The 25838-nt window shown below is 72.2% G+C and carries 18 protein-coding genes; 7 read left to right on the top strand and 11 right to left on the bottom strand.

Features of this window, described 5'->3' with window-relative positions; all coding sequences use genetic code 11:
- Positions 1–21: 21 nt before the first annotated feature.
- The 4 genes from A3Q37_RS30510 to A3Q37_RS30495 are packed head-to-tail and all read right to left on the bottom strand — an operon-like array spanning position 22 to position 11711.
- Positions 22–1323 carry a M18 family aminopeptidase gene (locus A3Q37_RS30510; RefSeq protein WP_065489510.1) on the bottom strand — a complete coding sequence of 434 codons (1302 nt, stop codon included), beginning with the start codon at positions 1321–1323 and terminating at the stop codon, positions 22–24.
- Entirely contained in the window at positions 1320–7181 is a 5862-nt protein-coding gene (locus A3Q37_RS30505) for a MupA/Atu3671 family FMN-dependent luciferase-like monooxygenase (RefSeq protein WP_065489509.1), read from the bottom strand. Before A3Q37_RS30505 ends, A3Q37_RS30510 begins: the two co-directional genes overlap by 4 nt.
- Complete coding sequence (locus A3Q37_RS30500; RefSeq protein WP_065489508.1) at positions 7178–10351, bottom strand: type I polyketide synthase; 3174 nt, start codon at positions 10349–10351, stop codon at positions 7178–7180. Before A3Q37_RS30500 ends, A3Q37_RS30505 begins: the two co-directional genes overlap by 4 nt.
- Entirely contained in the window at positions 10296–11711 is a 1416-nt protein-coding gene (locus A3Q37_RS30495; RefSeq protein ID WP_079138057.1) for an MFS transporter, read from the bottom strand. Before A3Q37_RS30495 ends, A3Q37_RS30500 begins: the two co-directional genes overlap by 56 nt.
- 82 nt (positions 11712–11793) lie before the next feature.
- On the opposite strand from A3Q37_RS30495, the gene A3Q37_RS30490 reads away from it, so the two are divergent.
- Positions 11794–12795 (top strand): LuxR C-terminal-related transcriptional regulator, encoded by a 1002-nt coding sequence (locus A3Q37_RS30490; protein ID WP_065489507.1) that lies wholly within the window; start codon positions 11794–11796, stop codon positions 12793–12795.
- 67 nt (positions 12796–12862) lie between these two features.
- On the opposite strand, the gene A3Q37_RS30485 is transcribed toward A3Q37_RS30490, so the two are convergent.
- Positions 12863–14539 carry a fumarate hydratase gene (locus A3Q37_RS30485; RefSeq protein ID WP_065489506.1) on the bottom strand — a complete coding sequence of 559 codons (1677 nt, stop codon included), beginning with the start codon at positions 14537–14539 and terminating at the stop codon, positions 12863–12865.
- Between the two features lie 169 nt (positions 14540–14708).
- Between A3Q37_RS30485 and A3Q37_RS30480 the strand changes: the two genes are divergently transcribed.
- Complete coding sequence (locus A3Q37_RS30480; RefSeq protein WP_065489504.1) at positions 14709–15404, top strand: DUF1707 domain-containing protein; 696 nt, start codon at positions 14709–14711, stop codon at positions 15402–15404.
- Positions 15405–15569: 165 nt separating this feature from the next.
- Positions 15570–15941: a WhiB family transcriptional regulator gene (locus A3Q37_RS30475; protein ID WP_065489502.1), complete on the top strand. Its 372-nt coding sequence runs from the start codon at positions 15570–15572 to the stop codon at positions 15939–15941.
- A gap of 79 nt (positions 15942–16020) precedes the next feature.
- Here the strand turns inward: A3Q37_RS30475 and glpX are convergent, their stop codons facing one another.
- Positions 16021–17052 (bottom strand): class II fructose-bisphosphatase, encoded by a 1032-nt coding sequence (gene glpX / locus A3Q37_RS30470; RefSeq protein ID WP_065489500.1) that lies wholly within the window; start codon positions 17050–17052, stop codon positions 16021–16023.
- A gap of 166 nt (positions 17053–17218) precedes the next feature.
- On the opposite strand from glpX, the gene A3Q37_RS30465 reads away from it, so the two are divergent.
- Positions 17219–17761 (top strand): DUF4245 domain-containing protein, encoded by a 543-nt coding sequence (locus A3Q37_RS30465; protein ID WP_079138056.1) that lies wholly within the window; start codon positions 17219–17221, stop codon positions 17759–17761.
- A 108-nt stretch (positions 17762–17869) separates the two neighbouring features.
- On the opposite strand, the gene A3Q37_RS30460 is transcribed toward A3Q37_RS30465, so the two are convergent.
- From A3Q37_RS30460 to A3Q37_RS30445, 4 genes are all read right to left on the bottom strand, one after another.
- Positions 17870–18460 carry a malonic semialdehyde reductase gene (locus A3Q37_RS30460; RefSeq protein WP_065489496.1) on the bottom strand — a complete coding sequence of 197 codons (591 nt, stop codon included), beginning with the start codon at positions 18458–18460 and terminating at the stop codon, positions 17870–17872.
- A 139-nt stretch (positions 18461–18599) separates the two neighbouring features.
- A complete protein-coding gene (locus tag A3Q37_RS30455) occupies positions 18600–18842 on the bottom strand; it encodes an exodeoxyribonuclease VII small subunit (protein ID WP_065489494.1) in 243 nt (80 codons plus the stop codon).
- Positions 18843–18920: 78 nt separating this feature from the next.
- Positions 18921–20138 (bottom strand): exodeoxyribonuclease VII large subunit, encoded by a 1218-nt coding sequence (gene xseA, locus A3Q37_RS30450; protein ID WP_065489492.1) that lies wholly within the window; start codon positions 20136–20138, stop codon positions 18921–18923.
- A gap of 224 nt (positions 20139–20362) precedes the next feature.
- Positions 20363–21655 (bottom strand): APC family permease, encoded by a 1293-nt coding sequence (locus tag A3Q37_RS30445; protein WP_255311991.1) that lies wholly within the window; start codon positions 21653–21655, stop codon positions 20363–20365.
- 270 nt (positions 21656–21925) lie between these two features.
- On the opposite strand from A3Q37_RS30445, the gene A3Q37_RS30440 reads away from it, so the two are divergent.
- Both A3Q37_RS30440 and ppgK read left to right on the top strand, forming a co-directional pair.
- A complete protein-coding gene (locus tag A3Q37_RS30440) occupies positions 21926–22915 on the top strand; it encodes a 4-hydroxy-3-methylbut-2-enyl diphosphate reductase (RefSeq protein WP_176711541.1) in 990 nt (329 codons plus the stop codon).
- 38 nt (positions 22916–22953) lie between these two features.
- Positions 22954–23706: a polyphosphate--glucose phosphotransferase gene (ppgK, locus tag A3Q37_RS30435; RefSeq protein WP_065489488.1), complete on the top strand. Its 753-nt coding sequence runs from the start codon at positions 22954–22956 to the stop codon at positions 23704–23706.
- A 72-nt stretch (positions 23707–23778) separates the two neighbouring features.
- On the opposite strand, the gene A3Q37_RS30430 is transcribed toward ppgK, so the two are convergent.
- Positions 23779–24366 carry a DUF6542 domain-containing protein gene (locus tag A3Q37_RS30430; RefSeq protein ID WP_065489486.1) on the bottom strand — a complete coding sequence of 196 codons (588 nt, stop codon included), beginning with the start codon at positions 24364–24366 and terminating at the stop codon, positions 23779–23781.
- A 327-nt stretch (positions 24367–24693) separates the two neighbouring features.
- Between A3Q37_RS30430 and ychF the strand changes: the two genes are divergently transcribed.
- Positions 24694–25782 (top strand): redox-regulated ATPase YchF, encoded by a 1089-nt coding sequence (gene ychF, locus A3Q37_RS30425; protein ID WP_065489484.1) that lies wholly within the window; start codon positions 24694–24696, stop codon positions 25780–25782.
- The last annotated feature ends 56 nt before the right edge of the window (positions 25783–25838 follow it).

Genomic DNA, 25838 nt, shown 5'->3' with positions numbered 1-25838 from the left:
TTGCTCTGTAACGGAGTTCGGTCAGTCCCCGACCATGATCGTCGTGAGGATCGCGGTGAGGTGGCCCGGGTCGCGCACCCCGCACAGCTCGCGCGCCGAGTGCATCGACAGGCCCGGCACCCCGACGTCCACCGTGGTGACGCCGAGGCGGGCCGCCGTGAGCGGTCCGATCGATGTGCCGCAGGGCATCGCGTTGTTGGAGACGAACGGCTGCCAGGGGGCCCCGGCCCGCTCGGCCGCCGCCGAGATCATCGCGATGCCGGTGGAGTCGGTGGCGTACCGCTGGTTGACGTTCACCTTGATGGTGGGGCCGCCGTTGGGCAGCGGGCGGTGGTCGGGGTCGTGGCGCTCGGAGTAGTTCGGGTGCACCGCATGCGCCATGTCGGCGGAGACGCAGAACGCGCCCGACAGCGCCCGCGACCAGTCCTCGTCGCTGCCGCCGCGCGCCGCCACCGACCGGGAGAGGATCCGCTCCAGCAGCGGGCTCTGCGCGCCCGTCTCGGAACCGCTGCCGACCTCCTCGTGGTCGAAGGCGGCCAGCACGGGGATGAACGCGGGCTGTGTGGCCCCCGTCGCCGCGTCCACCAGCGCGGTCACCCCGGCGTGCACCGAGACCTGGTTGTCCAGCCGGGACGCCACCACGAACTCCCGGTCTACGCCCAGATATCCGGGCGGCTGGATGTCGTGCAGCATCAGGTCCCAGCCCAGCACGTCCGCCGGGTCCTCACCGGCCGCCGTCGCGACCCGGCGCAGCAGCTCGCCCTCCCGGGGCTCGCCCAGCGCCCAGATCGGCGCGATGTGCCGCTGCCGGTCCAGCGCCACGCCCTCGTTCACCGAACGGTCCAGATGGATCGCCAACTGGGGTACCCGCAGCAGGGGTTCGTCGATCTGGACGAGCCGGTTGCGCGGCACGCCGTCGGGGCCGCGCAGCGCCAGCCGGCCGGAGATGCCCAGGTCCCGGTCGAGCCAGGTGTTCAGCGGTACTCCGCCGTAGATCTCCACCCCGACCTGCCGCCACCCCGAAGTCCCGGTGTCCGGAGCGGGTTTGATCCGCAGGTTCGGGGAGTCGGTGTGGGTGCCGACGATCCGGAACGGGGTGTGGGCGGGCGCGTCCTCGGGGACGTACCAGGCGATCAGCGCACCGGCGCGGCTGACGAACAGGCCGCCGGTCGCTCCGGACCAGTCGTCGGTGCCGCGCAGTTCACGGAACCCGGCCTTCTCCAGACGCTGGGCCGCGCTGGCCACCACGTGGTACGGGGACGGGCTGGCGGCGATGAAGGACAGCAGGTCGTCGGTGTGGCTGCGGTGGGGGGCCGGAGTCATACGGCGTCCGCCTTTCCGGTGTTCGGCAATGACTGGGAGGGTGACGGTCCGCCGGGCTGGTCGGGCCCGGCGCTGGCGCTCCCGGCGGAGCCCCCGGAGCCTTGGCCCGAGGACCCCTGCGAGGGGCGCTCCCCGAGAAGTTCCCGCACCGGCCGGTCGGGCCGGGCGCAGAACTCCGCGAGCAGGTCGGTGTACGACGCGAGAAGGTCGTGGGCGGTCGTGTGGTCCCACAGGTCGGTGGAGAATTCCAGGAACGTTCGATAACCCTTCGCGGCGTCCCGGCGCGGCGCAAGCCCGAAGCACAGCTCGCTGCGGGAAAGCGGCGGTGCGAGATCGGCCACCTCGACCCGCAGCCCGGGGATCTCGATGTCCGTGTCGACGGAGTTCTGGAAGGCCAACACGTGCGGCACCCGGTCGGGGACGCTGACAGCGCCCGCGTCCCGCATCGCCTGCATGATGCGGGCGGTGGGCAGCACATGCGCCATGGCGCCGAGCGCACCCGCCCCCGTACGCACCGCGAACTCCGCGCACGTCTCCTCAAGATTGGCTGAATCCAGTCGTACGCGGACCATCACAGCCGTGGACGTCATCGCCACCAGCGACTCCGACGCGGTGCCCTCGCGGTTGGCGTACGGCACGCTCAGCAAGGTGTCCTCCTCGCCCGACAGCCGGGTCAGGAACACTCCGAGCGCGGCCGCGGCGACGGCGAACGGGGTGGTGTGCCGGTCGGCCGCGAGCTTCTCCACCGCCGCCCGCACCTCGCCCGACGCCACCCCGCGCACCGTGTCCCCGTGCCCGCTGAGCGTCCGCGGACGCGGCCGGTCCGTCGGTACGGGGACGGCGGACGGCACCCCGTCCAGATAGCGGGCGCAGAACGCGGCCCGCTCCTCCTCGGTCCCAGGATCGTGGTGCTCCCGCTGCCACCGGGCGTACCCGGGCGCCTGCATCGCCGGGTCGGGCAGCCCGTGCGGGACGCCCGCGGCGGCCGCCGTGTACAGGGCGGCGATCTCCGCGAGCAACAGGGACAGCGACCAGCCGTCCGCGCACACGTGGTGCAGGACGAACATCAGCTCCCAGCGGTCCTCCTCGACCCGCAGCAGCCGCAGCCGGGGCACCAGGGGGCGCCCCAGATCGAAGGGGGCCGCCGCGTCCGCCCGGCACAGGGCGTCCGCCCGGGGCCGCCGCTCACCGGCGGGGAGTCCGGTCAGGTCCTCCACGGGCAGCGGTACCGGCCCCGCCGCCACGACCTCCTGCCACCAGGGCCCGTCCGGCGCGCCCTCCTGGACGAACCGGGTGCGCAGCGAGTCGTGCCGGGCGATCACCTCGGACACGGCGGACCGCAGGGCCGCCGGATCCAGCGCCCCGGTGAACGTGATCCGTGTCGGTACGTTCCACACGGCGGGGTCGGGCATGGCGTGGTGCCCGGCGATCATCCGGGCCTGCTGGTCGCTGACAGGGGTGCGGTCGGTGAGGGCGGTGGCGTCCTCGGCCGCTGCGGCGGGCTCGGTGTCGCCCGCCAGCTGCTCGGTCATCGCCCGCAGAGTGGCCTCGGCGAAGAAGTCCGCCATCGGGTAGTCGACGCCGAGGGTGTCCCGGACCCGGTTCACGAGGCGGATCGCGGCGATCGAATTGCCGCCCAGGTCGAAGAAGTTGCTGTCGTCGGGGAAGCCGCGCGCGTCGAGGACGGACTCCCAGATGTCGCGGACGCGGGCTGCGGTGTCCGGGGCGGGCTCCTCGTGCGGGATGGCCTCCTCGCTCGGTGCGGGGTCCTCGTGCGGGGCAGGTTCCTTGCGCGAGGCGGGCTTTTCGCGCGGGGTCGGCTCCTCGCGCAGTCCCGGCTCCTCGCGCGGGGCCGCTGCCACCGCGTCCAACTGCGCCTCCAGCTCGGCGAGATACCCCTCCGCCGTCGCCGCGTCGAACAGGTCCGCGTCGTAACGCAGCCGCAGCCGCAGGCTCCCGTCCGGCGTGTGGGTGGCCATCAGCGCCAGCTCCAGAGGCGCCGACTCCGTCCCGGCCGCCACCCCCTCCGCACGCAGCCCCGGCAGTTCGATTCCGGCCAGCGCCGCGCGGTCCAGATCGACCGAAACCGTCACCAGCGGCCGGGGGTTCCCCGGGTCGGGGTGGACGGCGGCCACCAGCGCGTCCAGGTCCACCCCGCTGTGCTCCTCCGCCGCGAACAGCGCCCGGCCGGTGGCCCGTACGGCCTCCGGCAGCGGGGTGGCGTCCGTCGCGGACAGCGCCAGCGGCAGCAGGGCCACATGGAACCCCACCGTGTCCGCCGTTTCCGGCCGGCGCCGCCCGAACGTCGTGCCCAGTAGGAACGCGTCCTGCCCCGACCGCCGGCGCAGCACCAGCTGCCAGGCCGTGCACAGCGTGGCGAACAGCGTCACGCCCTGCTGCCCGCTCCACTCCCGCAGCCGGTCCGCCCGCTCCCGGCCCACGGTCCGGGCCACCGCCCCGCCGCGCCCCGCCACCCGGCGCCCGCGCGGCCGGTCCGTGGGCAGGGCCAGCACCGGGGGCTTCTCGCCCAGCAGCTCGCGCCACCAGACCAGGTCGGCCGGGTCGTGCGGCGGCTTCGTGGCCCCGACAGTCGTCCCGGCGGGCCGTGCGAAGACCGGGGGCCGTCCGGCGCGGGCCGCCGTGTACAGCTCCCGCAGATCCCCGGCGATCAGCGCGGCCGAGTGCGCGTCCGTGACGATGTGGTGCATCCCGAGGACCAGGACGTGGTCGTCGGCGGCCAGTTGGAGCAGCCGGGGCGTGAACAGCGGCCCCTCGGTCAGGTCGTAGGCACGGTGGCTCTCCTTGGCGAGCAGCGCCTCGATCGCCTCGTCCGGGTCCTGACCCCGGGCGTCCGCCACCGCCAACGGGATGCGGAGCCCGTCGCGTACGACCTGGACGACGCCCGCCTCGTCCTCGCCCCGGAACACCGTCCGCAGCCCAGGGTGCCGCTCGACGAGACCGTCGACCGCCACCCGCAGCGCCGCCACGTCCAGCGGACCGCGCAGCCGTACGGCCTGGGTCTCGTTGTACGCCGCAGGGTTCTCCAGCAACTGCGCGGCCAGCCACAGCCGCCGCTGGGCGGAGGTGGCGGGCGCGACGGTCTCCCGTACGGCCTCCGCCGCTGCCTCGGCCGCCCGCTCCCGCGTCCGGCGGCGCAGCACGTCCAGCCGATCGAGCCCCGACCGCAGCCGCTCCCGGTCCATCCCGAAGTCGACCAGCGCGGCGATCTCGTCCACCCCGGCCCCGCGCAGCGCGGCCACGAACGGGGCGACGCTCTCCGGCGTACCGATCAGGGCCCGCTGGTCGCAGTAGCGGTCGTACGCCCGGCGGAACAGATAGTCCAGGTCCTCCTCGCTCGCCGCCTCCACGTCCTCGCGCCGCTGCCCGGCCGCGGTCGCCGCCGAGCGCATCAGCAGCGAGGACCGCAGGTAGCGCACCATCGGCTCCAGCGCGTCGGCCCGGGCGGTGGCGTGGTCGTCGCCGAGATACGTGTGCACCAGCACCGTCACCCGCCCGGCGTCCGGGTCGAGCCCGCACGCCGCCCGCGTACGCCGGTAGTGCGCGATGTTCGCGGCCAGCTCGTCCACGGTCTGGCTCATCAGATTGGTGACGACCCCGAGACCGCGCCGGGCCGCCTCCTCGTACGAGGCCCGCTGCCCGGAGGTCGCCAGGAAGAACGGCGGCTCCTCCTGCACCGGACGCGGCCGGATCCGGATCTCCGCCTCCGCCCCCTCGCCCGTGCGCCGCCGCACCGCCTCCCCGCGCCACAGCCGTCGCACCTCGTCGAGGTGGTCGAAGGCGATCCGCCGCCGGTCCGCGAACCGGTCCGGGTACAGGACGAAGTCCCGGGCGTGCCAGCCGGTCGCACAGCCGATGCCGACCCGGCCGCCGGAGAGGTTGTCGACCACCGACCACTCCTCGGCGACCCGCACCGGATCGTGCAGCGGCAGGACCACCGAACCCGCGTTGATCCGGACGTGCTCGGTCTCCCGGGCCACGGCGGAGGCGAGCACGGCGGGGTTCGGGAAGAGCCCGCCGAAGGAGTCGAAGTGCCGCTCGGGCAGCCAGACGGAGGAGAAGCCGTGCTCGTCGGCGAAGCGCACGGTCTCGAAGAGCGCGTCGTACGCCGCAGGAGTGCCGCCCTCGCCGGCCCCGGCGGTTTCTTCGCTCTCCGGGTAGTCGCCGAAGAAGTAGACGCCGAAGTCGGGTGCGGGGCGCGGGTCTTCGACCGGCTTCACGGCCGCCGCCGGGCGGGGAGTGGACCGGGGAAAGAACCCGCCGTCGCGCAGCTCGCGCAGCGCCCCCTCCACCGCCTCCGCGACCCGGTTCACGTCCTCCTCCGTATGGGCGGTCGAGAGGTAGAAGCTGCGCCACTCCCATACGTACACACCGCGCAGTTGGAGGTGGTGGTAGAGCAACTCCAGGTCGGCGCGGTGCTTGAAGCGGAACATCGACCCGAAGTGCGCCAGCTCCAGCGGGAATTCCTCGTCGCGGAAGAAGGCGTTGAGCCGGTCGGCGAGCGCCTGGGTGCGGGCGTTCAGTCCGCTCTGGAGCCCGGGGCCCTGCTCGGTGAGGTGGGTGAGCACCGCACGGGCCGCCGCCATCGACAGTGGGTGCTGCATGTACGTACCGCCGATGAACGTGGTCTCGCGCGTGGGCCCGCCGGGCTCCCCGTACCGCCAGAACCCGCCGTCCACCCCGTCGAGCAGATCCGCCCGCCCGGCCACCGCGCCGATCGGGAAGCCACCGCCGAGCGCCTTGCCGTACGTGGCGAGGTCCGGCACCACCCCGAAATGCGCCTGCGCACCGCGTTGATGAGGGCGCAGCCCGGTCAGCATCTCGTCGAAGAGCAGCACGATGCCCCGGCGCGCGGTGAGTTCGCGCAGCGACCGTACGAACTCCACCGGCCGCAGGCCCGGGTTGCGGCACTGCACGGGCTCCACGAGCACGGCCGCGATCGTGTCCCCGAGGGCGTCGATCGTCTCCAGCGACTCCTGCTCCCCGTACTCCAGCACGATCAGCTCCGCCACCGCGCTGTCCGGGATGCCCCGGGAGACGGGCACCGCGTGCTGCCCGGGGCCGCCGGGGCGGCCGAGGACGGAGTCGATGTGCCCGTGGTACGAGCCCCGGAACATGACGACCTTGTCGCGCCCGGTCGCGGCCCGGGCCAGCCGGATCGCCGCCGAGTTCGCCTCCGTACCGGACGAGGCGAACGCGACCCGCTCCAGGCCGGTCAGCGAGGCGAGCAGGGCTGCCGCCTCGCCGGTGTCGGGGGACCGGGGGCCGAAGCGCAGCCCGTCGGCGAGGTGGCGGCGTACGGCCTCGGTGACCGGTTCCGCCTCATGGCCCAGCAGCAGCGCGCCGAAGCCCATGGTGATGTCGGTGTACGTGTTGCCGTCGACGTCGACCAGCCGGGAGCCGTGCGCCGAACGGGCCGCGACCGGGTACAGCATCTCCTTGGTGGCGTCCCGGAACCCCACGACGGCCCGGCTGTCCGCCAGCACCGAACGGTGGTGCTGGGCCAGCTCCTTGGAGGTCCGGGTGCGCTCGGTGAACCGCCGGATCAGCGACGCGGTGTGGGCCCGCTGGGCCGCGTCGGCCCCCGCCCCGGCCATGCCGCCCGCCGCGTCCACGACGAGCCGGGGGCCGTGCGCACTCGCCTCGGCGGGCCGGGGCTCGGTCGCTGTGGCCTCCGCTGGGACCTGCACCGAGACCGGCTCCGAGCCCTGTGCCGGGACCTGTGCCGAGGCCTCCGCCGTCATCTGCGCGCGGGCCGCCGCGAGTTGGGCCGTGAGGGTCCGCGACAGCTCCGCCGCCCGGGCCACAGCCTCGGCGGATCCGGATATCTCCGCGCTCATCGCGCGTCCGTCCCGTTGGTGCGGGCCGTCAGCAGGGCGACGGCTTCGGAGAGCTGGGTGAGCATCGCGGCCTGGGTCTCGGCCAGTTGACGTATCTGCTCGGACAGGGCGGCGACCTCGGCCCGGGTGGCGTACCCGGGCTCGTCGGCCACGGGCGCCGCCACCGCTGCGCTCTCGGGAGCAACTGTGGCCGCCGGGGCACCCTTCCGCCCGGCTATCAGCGCCGCCGTCAGCCGGGGCGTGCCCGCCTCCTCCAGGACCTCCCGCATGCTGATCTCCGTGCCGAACTCGGCCTCCAACTGCCGCACCATCCCGATGAGCTGGAGCGAGTCGGCGCCGAGCCCGACGAACGTGCGGTCGGCGGAGACCTCGTCGGACCGGTGGCCGAGATGGCGCGCGGTCAGCTCCAGCACCCTGTCCAGTACGGCCTGTTCGGTCATGCGGTCCTCCGTGGAGCGTGGGGATGGGTGAGCGTACGGTGCGGGGCCCCGCCAATGGGAGCGCCGCTGGAAGGGGTACGTGGGCAGCCGGACGCGCCGGCCGCCGCAGCCGTCGAGCAGCGCCGCCCAGTCCACCCCGGCCCCGGCGCAGTGCAGCGCGGCCACCGCCCGCTCCCAGTCGCGCGTCGGTACGCAGACCGCGTCCGGCGACGCCCGGCGGACCAGCCCCGTCAGCACGGCGGCCGGACCCAGCTCCAGCAGCAGAGGAGAGGGGCCCAACTCCCCGAGCACGGCGGCGAAGTCGGCCGTACGGCGGGCCTGTGCGACCAGATACGCGGCGTCCGGCCGCCATCCGGCGGGGCGGACCGTGCCGTCGATCCCGTCGACGAACTCCGTGTGCAGCGGGCGGGGTTCCGTCTTGTCGGCCAGTACGTGGAACTCCTCCAGCGCCGGATCGAGCAGCGCCGTGTGGAACGCCCGGTCCACCGCCAGCACTTCGTACGCCTCGCCCCGCGCCGCCAGCAGCGCCCGCGCCGCGTCCACCGCCTCCGGGGAGCCGCCCAGCACATGGTGTGTGGCCCCGTTGACCACGGCGAGCTCAAGCCCCGGGACGGCTGCCAGCAGCTCCCGCACCCGGGCCCGGGGGACGAACGCGGAGACCATCGCGCCCGGGGCGGACCGTTCCTGCATCAGCCGCCCGCGCCCGCAGACCAGCCGCATCGCGTCCTCGGTGTCCAGCGCCCCGGCCACGCAGAGCGCCGCGTACGCGCCGACGCTGTGCCCGGCGACCCGGGCGGGGGTGACCCCGAGCCGCTGCCACAGCCGGGCCTGGGCGATCTGGAGGGCGAACAGGGCGGGCTGCGCGAAGGCGGTGTCCCACCGCGCGGGGCCCTGCCCGCCGACGATCCGGTCCAGGAAGTCGTCCCGGCCGGCCTCCTCCGCGTACACCCGGGCGCAGGACTCCAGCACCTCGGCCACCACCGGGAAGCGCGCGGCGAGTTCGGCGCCCATGCCCGGGTGGCCGCCGCCCTGCCCGCTGAACAGGAACACCGGCGCCGGATCCCGTACGCCGTCGGCGACCCCGGTCGTGTACGCCTCGCCCGCCGGGGCCCCGGACAGGAACGCCTCCAGCCCGGCCACCGGGTCCGCGGCCGTGACCACCAGCCGGTGCGGCAGGAGCCGCCGCCCGAGCGCCGTCGTGGTCAGCAGATCGGCGGGGGAGGGCGACGCCCCGCCCGCCAGGCGGTCCCGCAGGGCGGTGGCGTACGCCCGCAGCGCGTCCCCGTCGGCGGCCGACAGCGGCAGCAGCGCGGGCACAGGAACAGCCGTCGGCGCGGCGGACACCGGCACGGCCTCCGGCGCCTGCTCCAGGATCACATGAGCGTTCGTACCGCCCATGCCGATGGAGTGCACACCGGCTCGCCGCACCCCCGCCAGCGGCCAGCCCCGCTCCCGTACCGGCAGGAGGAACGGGCTGTCGTCCACCGCCAGCGCCGGGTTGGGGCGGGCGAAGTTCACCAGCGGCGGGACGACCCCGTGCCGCAGCACCTCGACGGCCTTGATCAGCCCCGCGAGCCCCGCCGCGCTGTCCAGATGGCCGATGGCGGGCTTCGTCGAGCCGAGCGCGCAGAACCCGGTCCGGTCCGTGTGGCGGCGGAACGCCTCGGTCAGGGCGGCGAATTCGATCGGATCGCCCTTCAGCGTCCCCGTACCGTGCGCCTCCACATAGCCGATCGACGCCGCGTCCACGTCCGCCGCGCGCAGCGCCCCGAGCACCGCGTCCCGCTGCCCGGCGACCCCGGGGGCGGCGAACCCCCGTTTGTCCGCGCCGTCGTTGGTGACCGCCGAGCCGAGGATCACCGCATGCACGGTGTCGCCGTCGGCCAGCGCCTTCGCCAGCGGTTTCAGGAGGACGGCGGCGGCCCCGTTCCCGCCGACCGTGCCGTCCGCGTCCGCGTCGAACGCCCGGACCGTGCCGGTGGGGGAGAGCGTGGAGCCCTTCACCGGGACATGGCCGCTGACCTGCGGCAGATGCAGCGCGGCGGAGCCCACCAGCATCAGGTCCGCGTCCCCGGCGCGCAGCGCCTGGCAGGCCAGATGCACCGAGACCAGGGCGCTGGAACAGGCCGTGGACACGGTGAGCGCGGGCCCGGTCAGACCGAGGCGGAAGGCGGCCCGGGTGGCGGTGAAGTCGGTGTAGTTGCCGACCTGGACCTGCTTGACGGTCATCCAGTCGCCGGAGCCGGCCTCCGCCGCGAGGTGGTGCGCCAGATAGCTGTGCAGCGAGTAGAGCCGATATCCGGAACTGCCGTACACCCCGATCCGTACGGAGCCGCCGTCGCCGCCCGCGTAACGGCTTCCGGTGCCCGCGTGCCCGCTCCTGTCGGCCGCGTACAGGGCCTCCCCGCCCGCGTACCCCCCGTCCTCCAGCGCGTGGAAGCAGCACTCCAGGAACAGCCGCTGCTGCGGATCGGTGAGTTCCGCCTCCCGTCCGCTCATCCCGAAGAACCCGGCGTCGAAGCCGTCCACATCCGCCAGGGGCGCGCTCGCCCCGCCGAACCCCGGCCGCTCGTACTCCGCCGCCGGGACCCCCGCCGCGGCGAACTCGGCCCGGGTGAACCGGCGTACGCGGCTCGTGCCCGCCCGGATGTCGCGCCAGTACGCCTCCGGGGTGTCAGCCCCGGGAAACCTCAGCGCCGTCCCGATCACCGCGATCCGGTCGTCCCTCAACGGCCTCTTCCTTTCGCAGCCCCACCCGCTCCGCCCCGCCCGCACGCCCCATCGGGCCCGCGGGCTCCGCCCGTCGCAGCGCCGCCACCCGCAGCAGGAACACCACGGCGACGACGATGGCGGCGCCGTGGGACCAGCCCACCACGGCCAGCGGGGAGAACCGGTCGAGGGCCGCCGCCACCAGGATCATGCCGACCCCGAAACCGAGGTTCTCGAAAGTGGCCGAAAGACCGAAGGCATGGCCGCGCAAGGTGGCCGGAAGTGTTTGGAGATGCGAGGTGTACGCGACCTCGGTGAGACCGTCCGCGGCCCCCGCGATCAGCGCGATCACCGCCGTGACCGCCAGCGGGAACCCGGCGAACGCCGCGATGAACGCCGCCGACATCACCACCGTGCCGTAGCCGAATCCGAGCGCCCCCACGGTCCTGCCGGTGCGCTGGGTGTACCGCTGGATCACCTGCTGGGCGCCGATGTTGCCGAGCGCCCACACACACCAGAACGCGCTGACGAACACCGCCGGGTTCGACGCGTCCAGCGAGGTCGAGTAGATCGGCAGCGCCGCGTTGTGGGACGAGGAGCCGAACGCGTCGACCCCGCGCAGGGCCACCATCAGGCCCAGACCGGGAGCGGCGGCGAGCGCCAGGAAGGCCACCGGCCGCCACCGCGGCCCGCTCTTCGCTTCCTTCTCGCCCTTCCCGGCGCCAGAGGCCCCGGCCTCGCTGCCCGCCCCCTTGCCGCCCGCGATCGGCAGCAGGGCCACCGTCACCGCGCAGATCACGAACGTCGCCATGTCGAGCAGGAAGGCCGCGGTGTACCCCACGAGGGACACCACCACACCCGCCGAGGCGAACCCCGCCACCATGGCCAGCGAACGGCCGGTGATCGACAGGGAGTTGGCCCAGGCCCTGCGGTCCTCGCCGACCATCTCCGGGATCGAGCTGCGCAGCGCGACCATGAACAGCGTCCCGCACGCCCCGATCACCACCGAGACGGCCATCAGCGCCCCGGTCACCACGGAGTCCGGCGCCAGGATGAGCACCAGCATCACGGAGCCCTGGCCGACATTCGCCCACAGCATGATGCTTTTCGCGCTGAAACGGGCAAGGAGTCCGCCGACGACCAGTCCGGCGACGAATCCGGAGGCCAGCCGCACCGCCATGAACAGGCCCATGGCCAGCGCCCGGCCCGTCGTCTCGTAGACGAAGAGATTGAGCGCGACCATATTCAGGAATGTGCCGTAGGAAGACACCGCGTATCCGGCCACCAGGAATCGAAAGCGGCGCTCGGAGACCGCGGTGTCCCGGGTCATTCGAGATCCGTCGTCCGGCTCGTCCGCCGTCGGCCCGTCCGCACTCCCGATTCCAGATGTCACCCGCTCATACTGGTCGAGCGCGGGAGCCGGGCGGGAGACTCCCGATTGCACAAAGGTAATCTGCATCCTTGTGAAGGACGATCATTCCCCCTCACCGGTATGTGATTGCCGTGAATCACCCTCGGACCGGTCGATACCGGAACAACCCTGCGAGGCGGCGCTCGCGACCTATCGCCGTGCGCTGACACAGGGCAGCCTCCCGGCCGCCGCCGCACCCCCCTGTCTGCTCTCCCTGCATCTGCTGGTCGCCGACCGGGACTCGCCCGGCCACCTCATCCCCGTACCGCCGGAGACGGCTTCGTTCGCCGCGCTCGCCCCGATCGAGAAGGCGATCGTCGAGCAGCGCCGCACCCTGCGCTCGACCCGCGCCACCCTCGCCGCCTTCGAGGGCCTCTACGCCGAGGTCCACCGGCCCGAACGCCCCGCCCTCACCCGGCTCTCCGGCGAGGCCGTCATCAGCAAGGCCCTGGACGCCGGGGTCAGCGGCTGCCGCGCCGAGGTCCGTACCGCCCACCCCGGCGGCGGACGCCCCGCCCGCGTCCTGGAGCAGTCCCTGCCGCGCGATCTGAACAATCTGCGGCGCGGCATCCGGCAGCGCACCCTCTACCAGCACACCGTCCGCTCCGACCGCACCACGCTCGCCTACATCGAGCAGGTGACCGCCGAAGGGGCCGAGATCAGGACCCTGCCCGAGGTCATGGACCGGTTCATCGTCTTCGACCGGGACCTCGCCTTCATCCCGTTCTCCGACGAACCGCACACCGCGCTGCGCGTCCGGCACCCGTCGCTGGTCCGCTTCCTGGTCCGCCACTTCGACGAGGCGTGGTCCCGCGCCGTCCCCGTACGCCCCGAACGCGCGCCGCTGCGCACCCCCGTCGTCACCTCCGACCTCCAGCGGGCGATCCTCCAGGCCGTCGTCAACGGCGAGACGGACGCCGCCATCGCCCGCCGGATCGGCATGAGCCGCCGCAGCGTCGCCGAGCACATGCGCAAGGTCTCCGAGCAGCTGGGCAGCAACAGCCGGGCCCAACTCGGCTATCTGGTCGCGACATCGGGCCTGCTGGACGACTGAGAGGCGCTGAGGTACGCCGAAGGGGCCCACCCATAAAAGAGGGGCCCCTTCGGCTGTGTGTCACAGCTCAGGCCAGACCCGGCCCCCGCACCGGAATGCTGGTGAACGTCGGAGCCGGGGCGGGCTCGGTGAAGAAGTCGTTGCCCTTGTCGTCGACGACGATGAACGCGGGGAAGTCCTCCACCTCGATCTTCCAGACCGCCTCCATGCCGAGCTCCTCGTACTCGACGACCTCGACCTTCTTGATGCAGTCCTGGGCGAGCCGGGCCGCCGGGCCGCCGATCGAGCCGAGGTAGAAGCCGCCGTGGGAGCCGCAGGCGTCGGTGACCTGTTTGCTGCGGTTGCCCTTCGCGAGCATCACCTTCGAGCCGCCCGCCGCCTGGAACTGCTCCACGTACGAGTCCATCCGGCCGGCCGTCGTCGGGCCGAAGGAGCCGGAGGCGTACCCCTCGGGCGTCTTCGCCGGGCCCGCGTAGTACACCGGGTGGTCCTTCAGGTACTGCGGCATCTCCTCGCCCGCGTCCAGGCGCTCCTTGATCTTGGCGTGCGCGATGTCACGGGCCACGACCAGCGGGCCGGTCAGCGAGAGCCGGGTCTTGACCGGGTACTTCGTCAGCTCGGCCAGCACCTCGTCCATCGGCCGGTTGAGGTCGATCTGCACGACGTCCCCGGCCTCGTCCAGGTGCTCGTCGGTGGTGTCGGGCAGGAAGCGCGCCGGGTCCTTCTCCAGCTGCTCCAGGAAGACGCCCTCGGCGGTGATCTTCGCGGTGGCCTGGCGGTCGGCCGAGCAGGAAACGGCGATCGCGACGGGGAGCGAGGCGCCGTGCCGGGGAAGGCGCACCACGCGCACGTCGTGGCAGAAGTACTTGCCGCCGAACTGCGCGCCGATCCCGATCTTCTGCGTCAGCTCGAAGACCTTCTCCTCCAGCTCCTTGTCCCGGAAGCCGTGCCCGGTGGGGGAGCCCTCGGCGGGCAGCTCGTCGAGGTAGTGCGCGGAGGCGTACTTGGCGGTCTTCAGCGCGAACTCCGCCGACGTGCCGCCGACCACGATCGCCAGGTGGTACGGCGGGCAGGCCGCGGTCCCCAGCGAACGGATCTTCTCCTCCAGGAACTTCATCATGGAGGCCTCGTTCAGGACGGCCTTCGTCTCCTGGTAGAGGAACGACTTGTTGGCCGAGCCGCCGCCCTTCGCCATGAACAGGAACTTGTACGCGCCGCCGTCGGTGGCGTACAGCTCGATCTGGGCCGGGAGGTTGGAGCCGGTGTTCTTCTCGTCCCACATGGTCAGCGGGGCCATCTGCGAGTAGCGCAGGTTGAGCTTGGTGTACGCGTCGAAGATCCCGTGCGACAGGGCCTCCTCGTCACCGCCCTCGGTCAGCACGTTCTGCCCGCGCTTGCCCATGACGATCGCCGTGCCGGTGTCCTGGCACATCGGCAGCACGCCCGCGGCGGCGATGTTCGCGTTCTTCAGGAGGTCCAGCGCCACGAACTTGTCGTTGGAGGACGCCTCCGGGTCGTCGACGATCCGCCGCAGCTGCGCCAGGTGGGCCGGGCGCAGATAGTGCGAGATGTCGTGCATGGCCTCGGCGGCCAGCGTGCGCAGCGCCTCCGGCTCGACCTTGAGGAACGTACGGCCGTCGGCCTCGAAGGTGGAGACACCCTCGGCGGTCACCAGACGGTACGGCGTGGTGTCCTCCCCCAGGGGGAGCAGATCGGAGTACGCAAACTCTGCCATGACGGCCATTCCTCACTCGGCGACAGCGGCTGACCTCCCTCGGGCAGCGCGTCCACCAGGGTAGAACGCCGGCTTCGGGCGGATCCTGTGAGGTAAGGCTCACCTGGACCCAGGCCCGACGGGGGCGCGCCGGTTGGAGGGGTAGTCGCGATCTATCGCGTTTGGGTACGCTGGGCCGGTGGACCTAGAGAAGCAGCCCCAGCAGCCCCTCAGGCCGGCCGTCCCACCGCCCGCCGAAGTCCTGAACGGCGACGACATCCGGGCCTCCGACGCCGACCGCGACCGGATCGCGGACATCCTGCGGGAGGCGATGGCCGAGGGCCGCCTGACGGCGGACGAGCACGCCGAGCGGGTGGACCTGGTCTACCGGGCCAAGACCGTCGGCGAGCTCCAGCCGCTGGTCCGGGACCTGCCCGCGTCCTCCGGTTCCACCGCGCAGAGCCCGGGCCCGCGCCCGTACAGCTACGGCCCCGAGGCCCCGGAAGGCCCCGCGGACAATCTCGTCGCGGTCTTCAGCAGCTCCGTCCGCAAGGGGCGCTGGCGGGTCGGCGGCCGGACGAACGCCTTCGCGCTCTTCGGTAACGTGGAGATCGATCTGACCGAAGCGCTTTTCGGCCAACGCTTCACCGTCATCAATGCGACGTCCATCTTCGGCAGCGTCGAGGTCCGCGTCCCGGAGAACATCTCGCTGCGCGGCAACGGCACCGGCGTGTTCGGCAGTTTCGAGGTGAAGTCGCTCGAATCGACGGACCCGGAAGCCCCGGTCGTCGTCGTGAACGGCTATGCGGTGTTCGGAAGTGTGGAGGCGAAGCCGAAGCGCGGAAAGTTCGTCGCGGATCTCCAGAAGCGGCTGCGTAAACACCTGGGGCACTGAATACGGCGCGACGGACGACCTCCGGTAATCGGCCAGAAAGCCGCGGGGGCGCATTGCGGTGAGTCGCGCGCCGGTGCCACTCAGTGCATAGGCGTACGTACAGCGGGTAGGGAGTGCTGCATCGACTCTCGCTCGCGAAGCCGTAGCCGTCGTCAGGAGTAGCCCGTGCTGCAATCGCCGCATCAGCCTCGGCAGGTCGCCGCCGTTCCGGCCCAGCGGACCCCCGCTCGGGAGGACGATGCGGGCCCCTGGCATTCCGAGGCGGCCTGCCGCCGCGACGAGGCGGGCCTCTTCTTCGCCCCCTCCAAGGAACCGACCGCCGCCCGGCTGGCCCGCGAGGAGGCCGCCAAGCGGGTCTGCGGCGGATGTCCGGTCATGATCGAGTGCCGGGAGCACGCGCTGATGCAGCCCGAGCCGTACGGGGTGTGGGGCGGGCTCACCGCGGCGGAGCGCCGGGTGGCGCTCGCCCGGCGGCGACGGCGGGACATCGAGATCAAGGCCGCGACGACGGCCGAGCGCATAGCCGCGGCAGGCTGAACGCGTACGCGAAGGGGGTGCGGGGAGCGAACAGGCTCCCCGCACCCCCTTCGTGCGCTCTACGCGCCCCGGGCGTCGGCTACTTCGCGCGGTCGAAGTCGATGGCGCTGTAGGCGCGCAGCTTCGACAACCGGTGGGTCGAGGAGATCGACCGGATCGTGCCGGACTTGGACCGCATCACGATGGACTCGGTGGTCGCCGTCTCCGCGCGGTACCGCACACCGCGCATCAGCTCACCGTCGGTGATCCCCGTCGCCACGAAGAACACGTTGTCGCCGCTGACCAGGTCGTCGGTGGACAGCACCCGGTCCAGGTCGTGGCCCGCGTCCAGCGCCTTCTGCCGTTCCGCCTCGTCCTTGGGCCAGAGCTTGCCCTGGATGACGCCGCCGAGGCACTTTATGGCGCACGCCGAGATGATGCCCTCGGGCGTTCCGCCGACGCCCATCAGCAGGTCGACGCCGGTGCCCTCGCGGGCCGCCATGATCGAGCCCGCGACATCGCCGTCCGAGATGAACTTGATCCGCGCGCCGGTCTCCCGGATCTCCTTGACGATGCCCTCGTGCCGGGGCCGGTCCAGGACGACGACGGTGACGTCCTCGGGCGTGGAGTTCTTCGCCCGCGCGACGCGCCGGATGTTCACCGCCACGGGCGCGTTGATGTCGACGAAGTCCGCCGCCTCGGGCCCCGTGACCAGCTTGTCCATGTAGAAGACCGCCGACGGGTCGAACATCGCGCCCCGGTCGGCCGCCGCCAGGACGGCGATCGCGTTCGGCATGCCCTTGGCGTTGAGCGTGGTGCCGTCGATCGGGTCGACCGCGATGTCGACCTCGGCGCCGGTGCCGTCGCCGACCCGCTCGCCGTTGAACAGCATGGGGGCTTCGTCCTTCTCGCCCTCGCCGATGACGACGACGCCGTTCATCGAGACGGTCGAGACGAGGGTCCGCATGGCCTTCACGGCGGCGCCGTCGGCGCCGATCTTGTCGCCGCGGCCCACCCAGCGCCCGGCCGCCATGGCGGCGGCCTCGGTGACCCGGACCAACTCCAGAGCCAGGTTGCGGTCGGGGGCCTCCGGGGAGACCTCCAGTTGGGACGGCAGATGATGCTCGGACATCGGAGCGCACCTTTCTGTACGGCGACGACCGGATATGAGGGTGCTGCGACTCTATCGGTAGGTCGATAAAATGAGCAGTGCGGGTCACGCATGAGCGCGCTGGCGTCGCCGTCCGCGACCGGCACCCTGCGGCCGGGCGTGTCAGGCCGCGTGCCACCATGGAGCCGTGGCAAGCAAGCGAGGCAAGCAGACAGTCCGGGACATGTTCCTGTCGACTTTGGTGATCGCCGCCTGCGCGGGGGTCATATACCTCTTCATCCCGAAGGACGAGCACGCCGACCCGATCAAGGCGGTCGACTTCACTGTGGAGCTGGCGACGGTGCGGACCGCCGCCCCCTACCCGGTCGCCGCGCCGGAGGGCCTGCCGGAGCAGTGGAAGGCGACCTCCGTCCGCTACGACGAGGCCGGGGGCAAGGCCTGGCACCTGGGCTTCCTCGACGCGGACCGCAGGTACGTCGCGGTCGAGCAGTCCACCGCCGCCGCGCGTACGTACGTCCCCGAGGTCAGCCAGAAGGCGAAGGACACCGGCCGGACCGAGACGGTCGCGGGCAAGGAGTGGCAGGTCTGGGAGGGCGAGAAGTACAACGCCCTCGTGCTGCCGGGCAAGGGCCACACGACGGTGGTCACCGGCTCGGCGCCGAAGGAGAGCCTGGTCGAGATGGCCGAGGCGCTGAAGACGACGCCGCCGCCCGCCACGCCGGCTTCCTGACGCGCGCGCCGCGTACGCGCGAAGGGCCCCGGAACACCAGCTGACGGTGTTTCCGGGGCCCTTCGTGTACGCCGTGCCTCAGGCGGTGGCGCCTCAGGCGGTGGTGCCTCAGACGGTGGTGACGACCTCGTCGAAGGAGAGGCGCGGGCTGCGCGGGAACCAGGCGTCCTCGCCCGGCTTGCCGATGTTGACGACCATCAGCGGGGTGTGGTCGCCGTCCAGGAACTCCTTCTGGATGCCCGCGGCGTCGTAACCGGTCATCGGGCCGGCGGCCAGACCGGCGGCGCGGACGCCGATGATGAAGTACGCGGCCTGGAGCGCGGCGTTGAGACCGGCGGCCGACTCACGGACCGGGCGCTCCGCGAAGAACATGTCCTTCGCCTGCGGGAAGTGCGGGAGCAGCGCCGGAAGCTCCTCGTGGAACTCGTTGTCCGCTGCCAGGATCGCGACCAGCGGGGCCGTGGCGGTCTTCGGCCGGTTGCCCTCGGCCATGTGCTGCACCAGACGCTCGCGGCCCTCGGCGGAGCGGACCAGGACGACGCGCAGCGGCGACTGGTTGAAGGCGGTCGGGCCGAACTTCACCAGGTCGTAGATCGCCTGGACCTGCTCGTCGGTCACGGGCTCGTCGGTGAAGGTGTTGGCGGTGCGGGCCTCGCGGAAGAGGAGGTCCTGAGCGGCGGGGTCGAGAACGAGGGACATCTGGTGCAACCTTCCGAACGAACACGGTGGGGAGAGCTCGAAGGTACGCCAGAGATAGGTTAACTTTCAACTAAAAGCGAAGTCGAGTGATCCATTGCACACCCTTGCATGATGCAGGTACTTGGTGCGAGGTCTCGGCTCAGCCCTCGTCGGCACTGTCCTGCGGGCGGGCCAGGGCCGCGTCGAGCCGGGCGCGGGCGCCCTCCAGCCAGTGCCGGCAGACCTTGGCCAGTTCCTCGCCCCGCTCCCACAGGGCGAGCGACTCCTCCAGCGTCGTGCCGCCCGCCTCCAGCCGGCGCACGACCTCGATCAGCTCGTCGCGCGCCTGCTCGTACCCGAGCGTGCCCGTGGCGGCAGCCGCCGCCGTACCGTCGTCCGTCATGTGATCCACCCTAAATGTGAGCTGCTACGTCATCGTGGGAACGGCCCCGGCCCTGGTGGGGCCGCTGGGGCGGGCCGCTCATTCGCCCCGGTCCACCCGCACCGTGAACTCGCCCTCCGAGACCCGCGCCCGCAGCGGCTCGCCGGGCGCGCCGGCCTCGGCGGGGGAGCGCACCACATGGCCGTCGGGCCGCTGGAGCACGGCGTACCCCCGCTCCAGGGTCGCGGCGGGCGACAGCGAGACGACCCGGGCGAAGGTGTGCGCCAGCTCGGAGTCGGCCCGGTCCAGCAGATGGCCCAGGACCCGGCGGCTGCGCCCGAGGAGCGCGTCCACCTCGGCCTCGCGCTCGTCCACCAGCCGCTGGGGCCGCTCCATCGCGGGGCGGCCCAGCGCGTGCGCGAGCCCTCGCTCCTCACGGTCCAGCAGCCCCCGTACGGTGCGCAGCGCCCGGTCCCGCAACTGCTGGACGCGGTCCAGCTCCTCGCCCACGTCCGGGACGACCTTCTTGGCGGCGTCCGTGGGCGTGGAGGCGCGCAGATCGGCGACCAGGTCCAGCAGCGGGGAGTCCGGTTCGTGGCCGATCGCGGAGACCACGGGCGTACGGCAGGCGGCCACGGCCCGGATCAGCTGCTCGTCGGAGAACGGCAGCAGATCCTCGACGCTGCCGCCGCCCCGGGCGACGACGATCACGTCGACCTCGTCCAGCGCGTCCAGCTCCTCGACCGCCTGCACCACCTGGGCGACCGCGTTCACCCCCTGCACGGCGGTGTTACGGACCTCGAAGCGCACGGCGGGCCAGCGGCGGCGGGCGTTCTCCAGGACATCGCGCTCGGCGGCGGAGGCCCGCCCGCAGATGAGCCCGATGAGCTGAGGAAGGAAGGGGAGCGGCTTCTTCCGGTCGAGCGCGAAGAGCCCCTCGGCGGCGAGCGACTTCTTCAGCTGCTCCAGCCGCACGAGCAGCTCACCGATGCCGACCGGCCGTATGTCGGTGGCCCGCAGTGAGAGCTGCCCCCGGGGCGCGTACCACTCGGGCTTGGCGAGGACGACGACGCGCGCGCCCTCCGTCACCACATCGGCGATCCGGTCGAAGACCTGCCGGAAACAGGTGACGCTCACGGAGATGTCGTGGGACGGATCGCGCAGCGTCAGAAAGACGACCCCGGCCCCCGGCCGCCGCGACAGCTGGGTGATCTGCCCCTCCACCCAGATGGCGCCGAGCCGGTCGATCCACCCGCCGATGAGCCGGGACACCTCGCCGACGGGCAGCGGCGCTTCCGCGGACGTGTTGAGAGCCATACGGGCGAGCGTATCGGCCCCCACTGACAGGACACGGGCTCGGCGCGGGGGCTCAGTCCTGAGGCCCACCGCGCCCACCGCGCCCGCTGAGCGCCACCGGCCTCAGTGCTGAGGCCCACCGGGCCCACCAGGCCCGCTGAGCGCCACCGGCCTCAGTGCTGAGCCCACCGCACCCACCGGGCCCGCTGAGCGCCACCAGACCTCAACCTGAGGCCCACCGAGCCTCATGCCTTCATGCGGCCGGGCCCGCCCGGCCCCTCGGCCCCGCTCCGGCGCCCCGTGCCCTGGACCGCCAGCACCACGAGCCCCACCCCGAGCCAGCAGAGGCCCACCACCTGGGCGGAGGCCGTGGCCTCCACGATGACCGCGACGAGCGCCCCCGCGCCGAACACCGGGACGAGGACGTGCCGCCACCACACCGGCGGCCCCGCCATGCGGCGTACGACGAACCAGCCGACCACCGACGCGTGCAGCAGGACGAACGCCGTCAGCGCGCCGATGTCCACCACCGAGACCAGATGGTCCAGGCCGTCGTCGCGCCGGGCCGCCCACACGGCGGCCACCAGCGTCACGATCGCCGCGCCGAGGATCGCCGGCCGCGGCACGCCCGACTTCGGGTCGACCTTCGCGAGGAGGTGCGGCAGCCGCCGCTCCCGGGCCATCGCGAAGACGAGCCGCCCGGCGGCGGCCTGCCCCGCCAGCGCGGCGAACGCGGCGCCGATCGCCTTGCTGACCGCCACCAGATCGTGCAGCCAGGTCCCCACCGAGGCGTCCACCGCGTCGTAGAACGCCGACCCCTGCGCCGCCGGGTCCGCCGCCAGCTCCGCCGAGCTCACGGGCTCCAGCAGCGCGGCCAGGTACGACTGGGCCACGAACAGGACACCGGCGAGCACCAGGCAGAACAGCACCGCCCGCGCCACCTTCTGCGAACCGCCCGTCACCTCCTCGGCGAACGAGGCGATGGCGTCGAAGCCCAGGTACGACAGCACGGCGACCGAAACGGCCCCCAGCACCGCCGCCATGGAGAACCCGGCGTCCCCGGTCAGCGGTGTCAGCCAGCCGCGCTGCGCTCCGTCCCGTACGAGGACGACCACGGCCGAGACCACGAAGACCAGCAGCACCACGATCTCCATGGCCAGCACCGCGAAGCCGACGCGGGCGGCGGCCCGTACGCCCCACAGATTGAGCAGGGTGGTCACGAGGACGGCGATCGCGGTCCACACCCACCGCGAGACCTCCGGTACGAGGGCGTTCATCGCGATCCCGGAGAAGAGGTAGGCGACGGCGGGGATCAGCAGATAGTCGAGCATCGCCATCCACCCGGCGATGAACCCCGGCCCTTCCCCGAGCCCCTTGCGGGCATACGTGAAGACCGACCCGGCGAAGGGGGCGACCCGCACCATCTGGGCGTAACTGAAGGCGGTGAAGCCCATGATCACGGTGGCCACGATGTAGACGAGGGCGACCGCGCCGCCGGACTTCGCGTCCAGGGTGCCGAACACGCCGACGGGGGCCATCGGGGCGATGAAGAGGAGCCCGTAGACGACCAGGTCCCGGAACCCCAGAGTCCGCCGCAGCCGCCCTTCTTCCGTACGGCTGCCGGCAGAACCGCCGGTACGGCTGCCGCGACCGCGGCCGGGACCACTCCCCGGCCCACTCCCACTCCCACGCCCACTCCCCGACACCGAGGTCACCACTCCTCCACCACCATCAGCGATTGATCGCACACGCACCGCGACCAGTGTCCCGATCGGCCCGTCCTCGCGCCTGTTCGCCACGGCCTTACGATGGGACGCATGACTGCAACGCCTGCCCGCCGTGTCCTGCTCGCCGCTCCCCGTGGCTACTGCGCGGGCGTGGACCGTGCCGTGATCGCCGTCGAGAAGGCCCTGGAGCAGTACGGGGCCCCGATCTACGTCCGCCACGAGATCGTGCACAACAAGTACGTCGTGCAGACCCTGGAGAAGAAGGGTGCGATCTTCGTGGACGTCACCGCGGAGGTGCCCGAGGGCTCCATCGTGATGTTCTCCGCGCACGGAGTCGCGCCCACCGTCCACGCGGAGGCCGCCGAGCGCAAGCTCGCCACCATCGACGCGACCTGCCCGCTGGTCACCAAGGTCCACAAGGAAGCCGTCCGGTACGCCAAGGAGGACTACGACATCCTCCTGATCGGCCACGAGGGCCACGAGGAGGTCATCGGCACCTCCGGCGAGGCCCCCGACCACATCCAGCTGGTCGACGGCCCCGAGGACGTGGCGAACGTCGAGGTCCGCGACGAGTCGAAGGTCGTGTGGCTCTCGCAGACGACCCTGTCCGTCGACGAGACGATGGAGACGGTCGACGCGCTCAAGTCGAAGTTCCCGAACCTCCTCTCGCCGCCCAGCGACGACATCTGCTACGCCACGCAGAACCGCCAGATCGCGGTGAAGAAGCTCGCCGAGGACGCCGAGCTGGTCATCGTGGTCGGCTCCAAGAACTCCTCGAACTCCATCCGGATGGTCGAGGTCGCCCTGGACGCGGGAGCCCCCGCCGCCCATCTGGTCGACTTCGCGAGCGAGATCGACGAGGCGTGGCTGGAGGGCGTGACCACGGTCGGCCTGACTTCAGGCGCGTCCGTCCCCGACGTTCTCGTCGACGGCGTCCTGGAATGGCTGGCGGAGCGGGGTTACGGAGACGTGGAGACGGTGAAGACGGCCGACGAGTCGATCACCTTCTCCCTGCCCAAGGAGCTCCGCCGCGACCTGCGCGCCGAGGCCGCCGCCCTTTCCGCCGAGTAGCCGCGCAAGGGGCCCGGCCTGCCCGTACCGTGGGTTCCATGGAGATCTTCGGCGTGGACATCGGCGGATCCGGGATCAAGGGCGCTCCCGTGGACCTGGACCGCGGAGACCTGGCGCAGGAGCGCCACAAAGTGCTGACACCGCACCCGGCCACGCCCGAGGGCGTGGCCGACGGCGTGGCGGAGGTGGTCGGCCACTTCGACTGGTCGGGCCCGGTCGGCATCACGTTCCCGGGGGTCGTCACGGACGGCATCACCCGTACCGCGGCCAATGTCGACAAGGGCTGGATCGACACGGACGCCCGCACCCTGCTGGGGGAGCGGATCGGTCAGCCCGTCACCATCCTGAACGACGCGGACGCGGCGGGGGTCGCGGAGATGACGTTCGGCGCGGGCAAGGGACGTACGGGCACGGTCATCCTGCTGACGTTCGGTACGGGCATCGGCAGCGCGGTCTTCACCGACGGCAAGCTCGTCCCCAACACCGAACTGGGCCACCTGGAACTGCACGGCCACGACGCGGAGAAGCACGCCTCCACGAAGGCCAAGGAGGACGAGGACCTGAGCTGGCACCACTGGGCGCACCGGGTCCAGAAGTACCTGCTGCACGTGGAGATGCTGTTCTCGCCGGAACTGTTCATCATCGGCGGCGGCGTGAGCCGCAAGGCGGAGAAGTTCCTGCCCCTGATCGAGAAGGTCCGGGCCGAGCTGGTCCCGGCACAGCTCCAGAACAACGCGGGCATCGTGGGGGCGGCGATGGCGGCGGCGGGCTCGACGGCGGGGAAGGGCTGAGGGGGGCGGGCGTCGGGGGCTGGGCGGGCCGGTCCTTGGGCAGACCGGCCCAAGGAGCCGTGTGGACAGCCGTCAGGGCCGCTGAGGACGGCGGTTGGCTGCCGCCGTGCCGGCCCCGGCCCGTACGGGCTTCGAGGGCTTCGAGGGCTTCCCGGTCGACGGTGAGGCCGAGGCGGCGGCCGCGGCCCGGGGCGGGCGCTCACCGGCGGGGCCGCGCCCCTGGGCCAGGACGTACCGCCGCCGGGCCCGCATCAGCCGCACCTTGCGTACGGAGGCGATGAGGCCCGCGACGAGGGTTCCGCCGTACAGCCAGCCGGCGTGCACGGCGAGGGCGGTGACCAGCCCCATGACCTGCCCGCCGAAGCCCTCGGAGCCCCCGGAGATCGGGAAGACCCCGACGGCGAAGGCGATGGGCACGCTGATCGGCGCGGTGACGAGGTCGGCGGGCCGGACCCAGAGGGCGGTGAGCGCGCTGACGGGCAGGAAGAGCAGCCCGTAGACGAGCTCCGAGCTGTCGAACAGCAGCCGGTCGACGCAGGCGAGCACGAACATGGTGAGCGAGGCGAACAGCCCGGCCCCGATCCCGGTGAGCCGGGGGTTGGGGAACCGCCGCAACGCGAGGACGACGGGCGGCACGCTCCGCACCCGTACCCGGTACACGGCGGAACCACCCGGCGCGGGCGGGGCGGGCGCGGCCTGCGGGGACGGCCGGCGCTGCGGGGGACGTGTCCTGTGCTGCTCCACCTCCACAACGTAGGTCGCGGGGGGCGGGGAATCAGGCGTTGGACACGCGCTTTGGCCGACCTTGGGGTTGCGTTCGACGTCACACGGCCGAAAGCCGCGCTGTTCGGGCCGGTGGGGCAGGCCCGTAGACTGGAGAATCGGTCCACTCCGGGCCCCCGGCTGCTCCGGCCCCGCAAACGCCGAGCCGGAGCGGACCGGACGCTCCGCCCCCTGCCCTCCGCCTCACTCCAGGAAGTCGCCAAAGTGTCGCTCACGATCGGAATCGTCGGTCTGCCGAATGTCGGCAAGTCGACCCTGTTCAACGCCCTGACCAAGAACGACGTGCTGGCGGCCAACTACCCGTTCGCCACGATCGAGCCGAACGTCGGCGTGGTCGGCGTCCCGGACCCGCGCCTGAACAAGCTCGCGGAGATCTTCGGCTCCCAGCGGCTTCTGCCCGCGACGGTGGACTTCGTCGACATCGCCGGCATCGTGCGGGGCGCTTCGGAGGGCGAGGGCCTGGGCAACAAGTTCCTGGCGAACATCCGCGAGTCCGATGCGATCTGCCAGGTCATCCGGGCCTTCAAGGACGAGAACGTCGTGCACGTCGACGGCAAGGTCTCGCCGAAGGACGACATCGAGACGATCAACACCGAGCTGATCCTCGCCGACCTCCAGTCCGTCGAGAAGGCCGTGCCGCGCCTGACGAAGGAGTCCCGCCTCCAGAAGGAGAAGGTCGCGGTCCTGGCCGCGGTCGAGGAGGCGAAGCAGATCCTGGAGACCGGCCAGACGCTGTTCGCGGCGGGCATCACGGCGGGCACGGAGAAGGGCAAGCTCCTCCACGAGCTGCACCTCCTCACCACCAAGCCGTTCCTGTACGTCTTCAACGTCGACGAGGACGAGCTGGTCGACGAGGACTTCAAGAACGAGCAGCGCGCCCTGGTCGCCCCCGCCGAGGCGATCTTCCTGAACGCCAAGATCGAGTCCGAGCTGATCGAGCTCGACGACGACGAGGCCCTCGAACTGCTCCAGTCCATGGGCCAGGAGGAGCCCGGCCTCGCCACCCTCGGCCGCGTCGGCTTCGAGACCCTCGGCCTCCAGACCTACCTCACGGCAGGCCCGAAGGAAGCCCGCGCCTGGACCATCAAGAAGGGCGCCACGGCCCCGGAGGCGGCCGGTGTCATCCACACCGACTTCCAGAAGGGCTTCATCAAGGCGGAGATCATCTCCTTCGACGACCTGGTCGAGACCGGCTCGGTCGCCGAGGCCCGCGCCAAGGGCAAGGCCCGCATGGAGGGCAAGGAGTACGTCATGCAGGACGGGGACGTGGTGGAGTTCCGCTTCAACGTCTGAAGGTCACCAGGGGTCCGGCCCTCCGGGCCCGACCCCTGGTCTTTCCCTGGCTGCTG

It is taken from the genome of Streptomyces sp. PTY087I2 (assembly GCF_001687325.1).
GTDB lineage: Bacteria > Actinomycetota > Actinomycetes > Streptomycetales > Streptomycetaceae > Streptomyces.
The sequence above is the reverse complement of the archived record's forward strand: the minus strand, read 5'-3'. Positions and strand labels throughout refer to the sequence as shown.

Bases quoted from the DNA above. Each gene is read 5' to 3' on its own strand.
- ppgK (WP_065489488.1), top strand. From the start codon at position 22,954: ATGGAGATCTTCGGCGTGGACATCGGCGGATCCGGGATCAAGGGCGCT.
- glpX (WP_065489500.1), bottom strand. From the start codon at position 17,052: ATGTCCGAGCATCATCTGCCGTCCCAACTGGAGGTCTCCCCGGAGGCC.
- A3Q37_RS30445 (WP_255311991.1), bottom strand. From the start codon at position 21,655: ATGGCCCCCGTCGGCGTGTTCGGCACCCTGGACGCGAAGTCCGGCGGC.
- A3Q37_RS30510 (WP_065489510.1), bottom strand. From the start codon at position 1,323: ATGACTCCGGCCCCCCACCGCAGCCACACCGACGACCTGCTGTCCTTC.
- A3Q37_RS30440 (WP_176711541.1), top strand. From the start codon at position 21,926: ATGGGACGCATGACTGCAACGCCTGCCCGCCGTGTCCTGCTCGCCGCT.
- xseA (WP_065489492.1), bottom strand. From the start codon at position 20,138: ATGGCTCTCAACACGTCCGCGGAAGCGCCGCTGCCCGTCGGCGAGGTG.
- A3Q37_RS30505 (WP_065489509.1), bottom strand. From the start codon at position 7,181: ATGAGCGCGGAGATATCCGGATCCGCCGAGGCTGTGGCCCGGGCGGCG.
- A3Q37_RS30455 (WP_065489494.1), bottom strand. From the start codon at position 18,842: ATGACGGACGACGGTACGGCGGCGGCTGCCGCCACGGGCACGCTCGGG.
- A3Q37_RS30485 (WP_065489506.1), bottom strand. From the start codon at position 14,539: ATGGCCGTCATGGCAGAGTTTGCGTACTCCGATCTGCTCCCCCTGGGG.
- A3Q37_RS30460 (WP_065489496.1), bottom strand. From the start codon at position 18,460: ATGTCCCTCGTTCTCGACCCCGCCGCTCAGGACCTCCTCTTCCGCGAG.